Origin of the sequence: Nonomuraea corallina (assembly GCF_027620315.1) — a bacterium.
GTDB lineage: Bacteria > Actinomycetota > Actinomycetes > Streptosporangiales > Streptosporangiaceae > Nonomuraea > Nonomuraea corallina.
The window spans coordinates 1-12,050 of record NZ_JAPNNL010000211.1 but is presented as its reverse complement, the minus strand read 5'-3'; the positions used below and the strand labels follow the sequence as shown (position 1 = coordinate 12,050).

Annotated in this window: 12 protein-coding genes; 3 read left to right on the top strand and 9 right to left on the bottom strand. The window is 72.2% G+C overall.

The window, feature by feature from the left end; all coding sequences use genetic code 11:
• From OUY22_RS32645 to OUY22_RS32605, 9 genes are all read right to left on the bottom strand, one after another.
• Positions 1-1,083, bottom strand: coding sequence for a prephenate dehydrogenase (locus OUY22_RS32645; RefSeq protein ID WP_270159112.1), 1,083 nt, complete (start codon positions 1,081-1,083; stop codon positions 1-3).
• Between the two features lie 48 nt (positions 1,084-1,131).
• The gene (aroH, locus tag OUY22_RS32640) at positions 1,132-1,491 is read right to left on the bottom strand and encodes a chorismate mutase (RefSeq protein WP_270159111.1); all 360 of its coding nucleotides are present in this window, start codon (positions 1,489-1,491) and stop codon (positions 1,132-1,134) included.
• Between the two features lie 69 nt (positions 1,492-1,560).
• A complete protein-coding gene (locus OUY22_RS32635; protein WP_270159110.1) occupies positions 1,561-2,916 on the bottom strand; it encodes a pseudouridine synthase in 1,356 nt (451 codons plus the stop codon).
• A 560-nt stretch (positions 2,917-3,476) separates the two neighbouring features.
• Positions 3,477-3,983 carry an SMC-Scp complex subunit ScpB gene (gene scpB, locus OUY22_RS32630; protein WP_270159114.1) on the bottom strand — a complete coding sequence of 169 codons (507 nt, stop codon included), beginning with the start codon at positions 3,981-3,983 and terminating at the stop codon, positions 3,477-3,479.
• A gap of 718 nt (positions 3,984-4,701) precedes the next feature.
• Entirely contained in the window at positions 4,702-5,520 is an 819-nt protein-coding gene (locus tag OUY22_RS32625; protein WP_270159109.1) for a segregation and condensation protein A, read from the bottom strand.
• Positions 5,517-6,458, bottom strand: coding sequence for a ParA family protein (locus OUY22_RS32620; RefSeq protein WP_270159108.1), 942 nt, complete (start codon positions 6,456-6,458; stop codon positions 5,517-5,519). The genes OUY22_RS32625 and OUY22_RS32620 overlap by 4 nt, the downstream gene beginning before the upstream one ends.
• Positions 6,459-6,574: 116 nt before the next feature.
• Entirely contained in the window at positions 6,575-7,480 is a 906-nt protein-coding gene (locus OUY22_RS32615) for a site-specific tyrosine recombinase XerD (protein ID WP_270159107.1), read from the bottom strand.
• A 17-nt stretch (positions 7,481-7,497) separates the two neighbouring features.
• Positions 7,498-8,142 carry an NUDIX domain-containing protein gene (locus OUY22_RS32610; RefSeq protein WP_408638239.1) on the bottom strand — a complete coding sequence of 215 codons (645 nt, stop codon included), beginning with the start codon at positions 8,140-8,142 and terminating at the stop codon, positions 7,498-7,500.
• Positions 8,139-9,800, bottom strand: coding sequence for a CTP synthase (locus OUY22_RS32605; RefSeq protein WP_270159106.1), 1,662 nt, complete (start codon positions 9,798-9,800; stop codon positions 8,139-8,141). Before OUY22_RS32605 ends, OUY22_RS32610 begins: the two co-directional genes overlap by 4 nt.
• 121 nt (positions 9,801-9,921) lie before the next feature.
• Here OUY22_RS32605 and OUY22_RS32600 point away from each other — a divergent pair, with 121 nt between their 5' ends.
• The 3 genes from OUY22_RS32600 to OUY22_RS32590 form a co-directional block, all read left to right on the top strand.
• Positions 9,922-10,569 (top strand): acyltransferase, encoded by a 648-nt coding sequence (locus OUY22_RS32600; protein WP_270159105.1) that lies wholly within the window; start codon positions 9,922-9,924, stop codon positions 10,567-10,569.
• 41 nt (positions 10,570-10,610) lie between these two features.
• Positions 10,611-11,735, top strand: a complete 1,125-nt coding sequence (locus tag OUY22_RS32595; RefSeq protein ID WP_270159104.1) for a nitronate monooxygenase — start codon at positions 10,611-10,613, stop codon at positions 11,733-11,735.
• Between the two features lie 14 nt (positions 11,736-11,749).
• A partial coding sequence (locus tag OUY22_RS32590; RefSeq protein WP_270159103.1) for a GntR family transcriptional regulator occupies positions 11,750-12,050 on the top strand: 301 nt, incomplete at its 3' end.

Here is a 12,050-nt window from a genome sequence, read left to right as displayed (position 1 = left end):
CTACGGCACCTGCCAGCCGCGCTCCACCAGCGCCCGCGTGAGCCTCTCGGCCGCGTCGGGCTGCACCGACAGCTCGGCCACACCCAGCGGCAGGCCGGGCGCGTGCTCCAGCCGGACGTCCTCCACGTTGACCCCGACCTCGTCGCACACCTGGAACAGCCGCGCCAGCTGGCCGGGACTGTCACCGATGACGATCTGGACGACCGCGTACGCGTGAGCGGGACCGCCGTGCTTGCCCGGAATCCGCCCATGACCCGCGACCCCGCGCTTGAGCAACTGGGTCAGCTCGCCGGACGCGGTGCCGTCGCCCTGCGACAGCGCGCGCAGCGCCGCCGCCGCCTCGGCCAGGTCACGCGAGACGGCCTCCAGCACCTCGGCCACCGGGACCGAGTTGCCGGACAGGATGCCCAGCCACAGGCCGGGGTCGCCGCCGGCGATCCTGGTCACGTCCCGCACCCCCTGCCCGGCCAGGCCGAGCGCCACCTCGGAGGCGTCGGCCAGCCGCGCCGCCACCGCCGAGGCGGCGACGTGCGGGGCGTGGGAGACCACGGCGACCGCCCGGTCGTGCTCCGGCGCGCCGACCTCGACCGCGTTGGCGCCGCACAGGTCGATCAGCCGCAGCACCGCCGCCCTCGCCTCGGCGGACGCCTCCGGCGTGGGGCACAACGCCCACGGCCGCCCCAGGAACAGGTCCGCCCTGGCCGCCCCGGGCCCGGACCGCTCCCGGCCGGCCAGCGGATGCGAGGCCACGTACGTGGACAGATCGCAGCCCAGCTCACGCGCCCGGTCGATCGGCTCCGCCTTGACGCTGGCCACGTCCGTGTAGAACCGGGCCGCGCCCTCCTCCTGCAGCCGCCGCAGTTCGGTGGCGACGTGGCCGGGCGGCACCGCGATCACCGCCAGGTCGGCGCTCTGCCCCGCCCGCCACTCCTCACCCGCGCCGAGCTCGCGGGCGAGCCGTACGGCCCCCTGGTCGCGGTCGGCGAGCAGCACGCGCACGTCGTGCTTGCGCAGGGAGAGCGCCAGCGAGGTGCCGATGAGACCGGTGCCCACCACCAGCACGGTGCGGAGTTCGGAGGCCATGTCGTCGTCCTGAAATCGGTCGTAGGAGCCGTACGCGACGTACGGAGGTTATTGGGCGATGTCCTGACGCAGCGCGACGGCGCCGCGCAGATACACGTGCTGGATCGCCGAGCGGGGCCGGTCGATCTCCACGTGCGCCATCAGCCGCACCACCCGGGGCAGCGCCCCCGGCACGTCGATCTCGGTGCAGCAGATCAGCGGCACCTCGTGGAACCCCAGCTTGCGCGCCGCCAGCGCCGGGAACTCGGCGGTCAGGTCGGGCGTCGCCGTGAACAGCACGCTGATCACGTCGTCCGTGGTGAGCTCGTTGCGCTCCATGACCTGGGCGACCAGCTCGGTCGTCCCCTCGATGATCGAGTCCCGGTCGTCGGCGTCCACCTGGATCGCCCCGCGGATCGCCCGCACCATGCGCTTCGCTCCTTCTATAGCGGCAGAGCCCGTGCGGAGGTTCGCACGGGCTCCAGCTTCGTGGCCAGATTACAGCTTCACGGCCGCGTACAACTCGCCGACCTCACGCAGCGTCAGCGCCCGGAGCGTGCCGGGCTTGGTGCGGCCCAGCTTCACCGGGCCGAACTCGATGCGGGCCAGGTCGATCACCCGGTGACCGGCCTCCTCCAGCATGCGGCGTACGACGTGCTTGCGGCCCTCGTGCAGCACCACCTCGACCAGCGCCTGCTGGCCGTGCTCCTGCACCACCTGGAAGTCGTCGGCCTTGGCGATGCCGTCCTCCAGCTCGATGCCCTGCTTGAGCCTGCGGCCCAGGTCGCGCGGGATCGGGCCGGGCACCTTGGCCCAGTACTTCTTCGACACCCCGTAACTGGGATGGGTGAGCCGGTTGGCCAGCTCGCCGTCGTTGGTCAGCAGCAGCAGGCCTTCGGTCTCGGTGTCGAGCCGGCCCACGTGGAACAGCCGCGGCGCCAGCTCCTCCACGTAGTCGGCCAGGCACGGCCGGCCCTGCGGGTCCTCCATGGTGGAGACCACGCCGATGGGCTTGTTGAGCGCGTAGTAGACGAGGTCGGGCGCGGTCGGGATGCGCTTGCCGTCGACGTGGATGACCTGCTTGGCTGGGTCGACCTTGGCGCCGAACCTGCGCACCACCTGGCCGTCCACGGTGACACGACCGTCGCCGATCATCTCCTCGCAGGCCCTGCGGCTGGCGACCCCGGCCTGGGCCAGCACCTTCTGCAGCCGCACCCCGCCGGGCACCTCGGTGGTGTCGCGCTCGTCGGTGTAGCCCTCGGGGAAGAAGTCACGGTCGCGGACGGGCTGGCGTGCCGTCTTGAACCGGTCCTTGGGCCTGGCCCGGTCGCCGGCGTCGCGCCGGGAGTCTCCGATGGTACGCACGCCGTCACGCCTGGACACCCGTCCACCACGCGCGCCCTCGTCACGCCGGGCCGCGCCCCGGCCCTCACCGCGGAAGTCACCACGGGACGCACGGTCCCCGCCGCGGAAGTCGTCCCGACGGGGACGGTCCTCGCCGCGGACGTCGCCACCGCGGTACGAGCGGCCCTCGTCGCGTGAGCCGCCCGAGCGGTCCCCGTACTGTCCGGCGGGGCCGTCCTCACGCTTGCCGTAACGGGCCCGGACCGGCCCCTCGGAGCCCTCCCTGCGCCCGTTCCTGCTCGCCCGGAAGCCGCCGCGCTCCTCCCTGGGCCCGCCGAACGACTCGTACTCGTACTCGTCGCCGCCGGAGAAGCGCCGGTCCTCACGGGGCGCCCGATCCGGACCGGCGTCGCGCCCGCCGCGCTCGAAGCGGCCGCCGTCACGCCCGGGACGCTGGAAACCGCCGTCGCGCCCGTACGCGGCCCGGCTGCCGCCCCTGTCGGCGCGCACCGAGTCTCGGCCGCCGCCCCGGAACTCGCGCCGGTCACCGCCGCGCTCCTCGCGACCGTACCGGTCCTCGCGCCGGGAACCACCGCGCGCGTCCTCACGCCGCGACCCGCCGTCACGAGAGCCCCAGCGATCGTCACGGCGCGGACCGCCGCGCTCGTCGCGGCGGAAACCCCCACGGTCGTCACGACGCGCTCCGCCACGCGCGTCATCGCCCCGGAAGGACCCACGCTCACCCGAAGGCCCGCGCCCGGAGTCGCGGTAGGACCCACGCTCACCCGAGGACCCGCGCCCGGAGTCGCGGAAGGACCCGCCCCGGTCGTCGCGCGAACCCCGGCGGTCGGCACGGAAGCCGTCCCCGCCGGAACCCCGGCGGTCGTCACGGCGGAAATCGTCTCGTTGGGAACCGCCGCGGTCGTCGCGGCGGGAACCGTCACGGAAGTCGTCGCGGCGCGTACGGCCGCGCGAGTCGTCCGAGCGGAAGGCGGGACGCCCGCCGCGGCCGGAGCCGCCGGCGCGTCCTCGACCGCGTCCATCACCGGACGGGGTGCTTCGCCTGTTGATCACTTCGTCGTCTCCTCGATGTTCTCCACGTCGTCAGGGAGGAATGGCGCGAGCTCGGGGAGCTCGCTGACATCGTTCAGTCCCAGACGCTCAAGGAAGTATGAGCTTGTCCGGTAGAGCACGGCTTGGCTCTCCGGGTCGGTGCCGGCCTCCTCGACCAGCCCCCTCGCGACCAGCGTCCGCATGACGCCGTCGCTGTTCACGCCGCGCACCGCGGCCACCCGCGCCCGGCTCACCGGCTGCCGGTAGGCCACGACCGCGAGTGTCTCCAGCGCGGCCTGGGTGAGCCGCGTCTGCTGGCCGTCACGGACGAACCGTTCCACGAACGGCGCGTACGCGGGACGCGTGTAAAAGCGCCATCCGCCCGCGACCTGCCTCAAGTCGAAACCCCGCGCGGAGGCTTCGTATTCCTCGGCCAGCTCCCGCAGCGCCGCCACCACCTCATGCGTGGGGCGCTCCAGCACCTGGGCCAGGGTCATCTCCTTCACGGGCTCATCGACGATCATCAGGATCGCTTCGAGGGCCGCCTTGAGCCAACGCCCCTCGACGACAGCCGCAACCTCACCGGCCCCTGGAGCCTGACCGGTCTCGGGAACCTCACCGGCCATCGGAACCTGCTCGGCCGCCGGGACCTGGCGGGCCTCTGGAACCTGTCCAGAATCGGGAACCTGACCGGCCATCGGAACCTGCTCGGCCGCCGGGACCTGGCGGACCTTTGGAACCTGGCCAGTCTCCGGAACCTGGCCGACCCCCGGGATCTCACCAGCCTTCCGAACTCGGCCGGCCTCGGCGACCTCGCCGGTGAGCGAGTCCTGGCCGGTGAAGGCGCCTTGGAGGTCGGCTGTGGACGTCCCTTGGCCCGCCCTCCCGTGTCCCGGGTGAGGACGGGCAGCCGACGGCCATACGCCCGACTCCGGATCGGAGGAAGCATCCGAAATGGTGACGTCACCGGCGGAAGCGCTCGTTGAAGGGGGGACGCCGGGCACCAGGTCTCCCCGGCCACCATGAGGCGTGTCGCGGCATTCCTCCGGACCCGACTCGCCCGAACGGGAATCCTCCGTACGTGGATCATACGAACCAGAACCGTCCGAACCAGAACCGTCCGAACCGGAACCGTCCGAACCGGAACCGTCCGAACCAGAACCGGATGGGGATGGCGAAGAGGCCACCAGGGAGCCGGGGAGGGTCATCCAGGCGGGAAGGTCCTTGCGCGGGTGGGAGTCGTCAGCCATCTGCGGGTTTCTCCGGGCTCTCCTCGTAGTCGTCTCCCACCGAGATCTCGCCGTCGTCGGTGCCGGTCCACGTGACGTGCAGGTCGCCGAGCGGCTCGACCTGCTCGAAGCTGACCGCGGACTCACGGAACAGCTCCAGGACAGCCAGGAAGCGGGCGATGACCTCGTAGGTGCCCTCGCAGTCGGCGACCAGGGCCCTGAAGGTGGCGCTGCGCATGCGGCGCAGGCGCTGAACCAGGATAGCGGCCTGTTCGCGCACGCTGGCGAGCGGTTGGTAGATGTGGCCGACGTTGACGGTGGGCGGCAGCTTGGGGGTGAAGGCGCGGGCGGCGATCCGGGCCAGTTCTTCGGGGCCGATGCCGAGCACCAGGTCGGGCAGGAGGTTGGCGAACTGCGGCTCCAGGGGGACGGTGCGCGGGAAGCGGAGCGCCTCGTCGGCCATCCGGCCGGCGAAGATCTTGGCGACCTCCTTGTACGCCTTGTACTGCAGCAGCCGGGCGAACAGCAGGTCGCGGGCCTCCAGCAGGGCCAGGTCCTCCTCGTCCTCGACCTCGCCGGACGGCAGCAGCCGGGCCGCCTTGAGGTCGAGCAGGGTGGCCGCGACCAGCAGGAAGTGGCTGGTCTGGTCGAGGTCCCACTCGGGGCCGCGGGAGCGGATGTAGGCGATGAACTCGTCGGTCACCTGCGAGAGCGAGACCTCGGTGATGTCGAGCTTGTGCTTGGAGATCAGCCCGAGCAGCAGGTCGAAGGGCCCTTCGAAGACGTCCAGGTGGACCTGGAAGCCCTGGGGCTCGACCTGCTGCTCCGTCACCTGGCCATTGTGGCAGGCTGCGGCCAGCGCGCGAGCACTTCGCGGGCCAGCTCGCGGTAGGCGTTGGCGCCGAGCGAGGACGGGTCGAAGGTGGTGATCGGCTCACCGGCCACGGTGGCGTCGGGGAAGCGCACCGTACGGTTGATCACGGTGTGGAACACCTTGTCGCCGAAGGCCTCGACGACGCGGGCGAGCACCTCGCGGCCGTGGAGGGTGCGCGCGTCGTACATGGTGGCGAGCAGGCCCTCGATCTCGAGGTCCTCGTTGAGCCGCTCCTGCACCTTGGTGATGGTGTCCATGAGCAGGGCGACGCCGCGCAGCGCGAAGAACTCGCACTCCAGCGGCACCATGACGCCGTGGGCGCAGGTGAGGGCGTTGATGGTGAGCAGGCCGAGCGACGGCTGGCAGTCGATGAGGCAGACGTCGTAGTGCGGCAGCAGCGGCTTGATGACGCGGCCGAGCACCTGCTCGCGGGCCACCTCGGTGACGAGCTGGACCTCGGCGGCGGACAGGTCGATGTTGCTGGGCAGCAGGTCGAGGCCCTCGACGCCGGTCTCCAGCAGCACGTCCTCGGCGCTGACGCTGCGCTCCATCAGCAGGTTGTAGACCGTGAGGTCGAGCTGGAGCGGGTTGATGCCCAGGCCGACGGAGAGCGCGCCCTGCGGGTCGAAGTCGACGAGCAGGACCTTGAGGCCGCACTCGACGAGGGCGGCGCCGAGGTTGATGGTGGTGGTGGTCTTGCCGACCCCGCCCTTCTGGTTGACCATGGCGACCACCCGGGCCGGGCCGTGGACGTCACGCGGCACCGGTTCCGGGAACACCGGGCGGGGCCGCTGCGTGGGGCCCAGATTGACGCCGTTGGAAGGCGCGTTGGTCTTGGTGTCACCCCAGGGGTTGTCGGGGCTCCCCGGGGTCGAACCGTTGGTCTTCACAGTCACCAGCTCGAACCTCCCTGACGATCCCGAACCGGACCGTCCGGACGGACACTATGGCGTCGCCACTTAACGCGGCAAGGCGGCACGCCGGAGTGCCGCACGACCCAAAAGACTATAGATCACTGACGGGCGCGGGGATGCGCCGCCGCGTACACCTCTCTGAGCTTGTCGACCGTCACGAGCGTGTAGACCTGAGTGGTCGTCACCGAGGCGTGGCCGAGCAGCTCCTGCACCACCCTGACGTCGGCCCCGCCGTCGAGAAGGTGGGTTGCGAACGAATGCCGGAGAACGTGGGGAGATATCCCGGCGAGTCCGGCCCGTTCGGCGGCGGCCTGGAGGACCTCCCACGCGCCCTGGCGGGTGAGCCGCCCGCCCCTGGCGTTGAGGAACACGGCGGGGGTGCCGCGGCCGTGGGCCAGCAGGCCGGGCCTGGCCCGGACGAGGTAGGCGTCGAGCGCGGCGCGGGCGTAGCGGCCCAGGGGGACGACGCGGGCGCGGCCGCCCTTGCCGCGCAGCCGGACCTGGTCGTCCTCCAGGTCGTCGACGGCCAGGCCGACGGCCTCGGAGATGCGGGCGCCGGTGCCGTAGAGGACCTCCAGCAGGGCGCGGTTGCGCAGGGTGAGCGGCGCGCCGTCGGGGCCGGAGGCGGCGATGAGCCGCTCGACCTCGTCGACGGCGATGGCCTTGGGCAGCCTGCGGAGCTGGCGCGGGGGCCGTACCTGGTGGGCGGGGTCGTGGGCGGTGACGCCCTCGCGCAGCGCGAAGCGGTGCAGGCCGCGCACGGCGGAGACGGCGCGGGCGGCCGAGCTGGCGACGAGCGCGGGGTGCTCGCCGTCGCCTTCGCGCAGGGCGGCGAGGAAGGCGCGCACGTCGGACTCGGCCACCTGGTCGAGCTCGGCCCGCCCGCGCGAGCGCAGGTGCTCGGTGTAGCGGCGCAGGTCGCGCCGGTAGGAGGCGAGCGTGTTGGCGGCCAGGCCGCGCTCCACCGCGAGGTGGGCGAGGTAACTGGACAGCACCGCCTCCACGGGTGTGGCTCCTTCCTTCACTCCTCCGGAGCGTCCGCGGGGCGCAGGCCGGCGAACCCGTCGGCCGCGGCCGCGTACGCGGCGAGGATACCGGCCACGGCCGCGGAATTGTGGATCTTCCCCCCCACCACCCCGCGCACGGCGTCGTCGAGCGGCACCCATTCGACGAGCATGTCGATCTCCTCGTGGCGGTGCTCGAAGGAGTTCTCCTCGTCCGGGATCTTCTCCAGGTCGCGGGCCAGGAAGATGCGGATGCGCTCGTCGGAGCAGCCGGGCGAGGTCAGGAGGTCGACGAGGGTGTGCCAGGTGGCCGCGCGGTAGCCTGCCTCCTCGGCCAGCTCGCGGGCGGCGCCGTCGACGAGCGGCTCCCCCTCGACGTCGCGGATGCCGGCCGGCAGCTCCCACAGCAGCCGCCGGGCCGGGTGGCGGTACTGGCGGATGAGCAGCACCCGCCCCTCGGGGTCGAGCGCGAGCACCCCGACCGAGCCGGGATGGCGGATGTAGTCACGGTCGGCGGTCTCGTCGCGGGGCATGCGGACGGTGTCGGTGACCACGTCGATCACGTAGCCCTCGAAATGGGTGCTGGTCGCGACGACGTCCCAGGACTCGGGGGTGTCCCGGATCGCGGCCGCCTCCCGCTGGTCGCGTGAGCTGATCTTCACTTGGTCACCTTAGCGGCCACCCTGCTGTCGGCGTAGGCGAGGGCTGCGGCGATGAGCCCTCTGAACATGGGGTTGGCGCGGGTGGGCCGGGAGCGGAACTCGGGGTGGGCCTGGGTGCCGATGAAGAAGGGGTGCGCGTCGGCGGGCAGCTCGGTGTACTCGACCAGGCGGCCGTCGGGCGACACGCCGGAGAACACCAGGCCGACCTTCTCCAGCCGCTCGCGGTAGGCGTTGTTGACCTCGTAGCGGTGGCGGTGGCGCTCTGCGGCCTTGGCCTTGCCGTAGAGCTGGCGGGCGAGGGTGCCCTCGCCGAGCCTGGCGGTGTAGCCGCCGAGCCGCATGGTGCCGCCCATGTCGCGCTCGCCGGCGACGACGTCCTCCTGGTCGGCCATGGTGGAGATGACGGGGTGCTTGGTGTCGGGGTCGAACTCGGCGGAGTTGGCGTCCTCCAGTCCGGCCATGTTGCGGGCGGCCTCGATGACCATGCCCTGCATGCCGAGGCAGATGCCGAGCAGCGGGATCTTGTTCTCCCTGGCGTGGCGGATCGCGCCGATCTTGCCTTCGATGCCGCGCACGCCGAAGCCGCCGGGGATCAGCACGCCGTCGACGCCGTCGAGCTCGCGCTCGGCGCCTTCGGCGGTCTCGCAGTCGTCGCTCTTGACCCAGCGGATGTTGACCCGGGTGTCGTTGGCGAACCCGCCCGCGCGCAGCGCCTCGGTGACCGACAGGTAGGCGTCGGGCAGGTCGATGTACTTGCCGACCAGCGCGATCGTGACCTCCTTGGCCGGGCGGTGGACCCGGCGCAGCAGCTGGTCCCACTCCTTCCAGTCGACGTCGCGGAAGGGCAGGCCGAGCCGGCGCACCACGTACGCGTCGAGGCCCTCGGAGTGCAGCACGCGCGGGATGTCGTAGATGGAGGCGGCGTCGACGGCGCTGACCACGGCGTCCTCGTCGACGTCGCACATGAGGCTGATCTTGCGCTTGATCGCGACCGTCACGGGCCGGTCGGAGCGGAGCACGATGGCGTCGGGCTGGATGCCGATGCTGCGCAGCGCTGCCACGCTGTGCTGGGTGGGCTTGGTCTTGAGCTCTCCGGAGGGGCCGATGTAGGGCAGCAGGGAGACGTGCAGGAAGAACACGTTGTCGCGGCCGACCTCGTGGCGGATCTGCCGCACGGCCTCCAGGAACGGCAGCGACTCGATGTCGCCGACGGTGCCGCCGACCTCGGTGATGACCACGTCCACGTCGGGGCCGGCCATGCCCCGGATGCGGTCCTTGATCTCGTTGGTGATGTGCGGGATGACCTGGACGGTGTCGCCGAGGTACTCGCCGCGCCGTTCCTTGGCGATGACGTTGGAGTAGACCTGGCCGGTGGTCACGTTGGCCGAGCCGTGCAGGTCGGTGTCGAGGAACCGCTCGTAGTGGCCGACGTCGAGGTCGGTCTCCGCGCCGTCGTCGGTGACGAAGACCTCGCCGTGCTGGAACGGGTTCATCGTCCCGGGGTCGACGTTGAGGTACGGGTCGAGCTTCTGCATCGTGACCCGGAGGCCGCGGCCCTTGAGCAGACGGCCCAGGCTGGAGGCGGTCAGCCCCTTGCCGAGACTGGAGGCGACGCCCCCGGTGACGAACAGATGCTTGGTTTGCGTGGCGCTGCGCAAGGAGGCTCCCGTGGCTCGAAGTGTGGCCCGAATGTGGCCGGAGTGTCCACGGGCTCTCAGGATATCAAACAACGCCCCTCACATGCCCGAACGGTATGACCAAGCGGTAACTTTGGTCCTTATGTCACATGTACGGCGCGCGGTCGGCTGGCTGATCCACCGTGCCTACCGGGCGATCCGGGAGGCCGGGGCGATCACCCCCCGCACTCCTGGCGGGCACGGCTTCCGCCGCCTGGGCGAGGGAGCCAAGATCGCCTTCCCGCCGGGAGCGATCTTCGGCGAGGAGTGGATCGAGATCGGCGACCACACGCTGATCGGCGAGCGGGTCTCCCTGTCGTGCGGCATGTGGCCCGGCGCCGACCTGGGCCCCGACTCGATCCTGCGGATCGGCGCGAGCTGCTCGATCGGCCGCGGCACGCACATCGTCGCCCACCAGTCGATCGACGTCGGCGACGACGTCTTCACCGGCCCGTACGTCTACATCACCGACCAGAACCACGTCTACGACGACCCGGACGTGCCGATCGGCCGGCAGTGGCCGCGCAACAGCCCGGTCTCGATCGGATCGGGCTCGTGGCTGGGCGCGGGCGCGATCGTGCTGCCGGGCACCCGGCTGGGCCGCCAGTGCGTGGTGGCGGGCGGCGCGGTGGTGCGCGGCGAGTTCCCCGACCACAGCGTGGTGGCGGGGGTGCCGGCCAAGCTGGTCCGCAGCTACGACCCCGACTTAGGCTGGCATCCGCCGGGCGTCTCGCCGCTGGCGGCTTCCTGACCGTCTGGACCGAACATGCTTCTGGCGGTTAGCGTCGGGGCATGCGGACCGCCATCAGCGAGCGTCTAGGCATCGAGTTCCCGTTGTTCGCCTTCAGTCACTGCCGCGACGTGGTGGCGGCCGTGACGAACGCGGGCGGGTTCGGGGTGCTGGGCGCGATCGCGTACACCCCCGAACAACTCGACGTGGAGCTCACCTGGATCGACGAGCAGGTGGGCGGCAGGCCGTACGGCGTGGACGTGCTCGTCCCCGGCAAGGTGGACGCGGCGGCGCTCGGCGGCGTGCGGGCCGCCGACCTGATCCCCGAGCGGCACCGCGACTTCGTCACACACCTGCTGACCAAGTACGGCGTGGGCGGGCACGGGCAGCAGCCGGTGGGCGCGGCGGCCGACGAGTTCGCCCGGCGGGTGTCGGCGGCGGGCGCGACCGGGCTGATCGACGTGGCGCTCAAGCACCCGATCGGGCTCATCGCCTCCGCGCTCGGCCCGCCGCCGCCGGAGATGGTGGCGCGCGCCCGCGACGCCGGGGTGCCGGTGGCGGCGCTGGTGGGCACCGTGGAGCACGCGCGCCGGCAGGTCGCCGCGGGCGCGGACGTCATCGTCGCGCAGGGCACGGAGGCGGGCGGCCACACCGGCGAGATCTCCACGATGGTGCTGGTGCCGCAGGTGGTGGACGCGGTGGCGCCGGTCCCGGTGCTCGCGGCGGGCGGCATCGCCTCCGGCCGGCAGATGGCGGCGGCGATGGCGCTGGGCGCGCAGGGCGTCTGGTGCGGCTCGGTCTGGCTGACCACGGAGGAGGCGGAGACGCCGCAGTCGGTCAAGCGCAAGTTCCTGGCCGCCTCGTCGCTGGACACGGTCCGGTCGCGCTCGCGTACCGGCAAGCCGGCCCGCCAGCTCGCCACGGCGTGGACCGAGGAGTGGGACCACGGCCAGGAGAGCCCCGGCCCGCTCGGCATGCCGCTGCAGATGCTGGTGGCCGAGCACGCGATGGCCCGCGTCATCGCGGCGGCCGAACGCGGCGAGCCGGGCGCTCTGGAGCTGGCCGGCTACTTCGTCGGCCAGGTGGTGGGCCAGCTGGACCAGGTGAAGCCGGCCCGCGAGGTGGTCTACGAGATGGTCTACGAGTTCGCCGACGCGGTGGAGCGGCTGGGCCGCCTGGCGCGGTGACGTACCATCCCCGTGTGGTCCGGACCCCTCCCGAGCTGGAACGCGGCGGCGGCGTGCCCGCGCACGTGCAGATCGAGCGCTGGCTGCTGGAGGCCATCTCCAGCGGCGAGATGGCGCCGGGCGACCGGCTGCCGGGCGAGCGGGAGCTGGCGGCCCGGCTGGGCGTGAGCCGGATGACGCTGCGCCAGGCGCTGGCGACGCTGGAGCGCGACGGGGTGCTGGTGCGGGTTCCGGGCCGGTCGGGCGGCGCGTTCGTGGCCGAGCCGCTCGTCGAGTGCGACCTGACGGGGCTGGCGGGGTTCACCGAGCAGATGC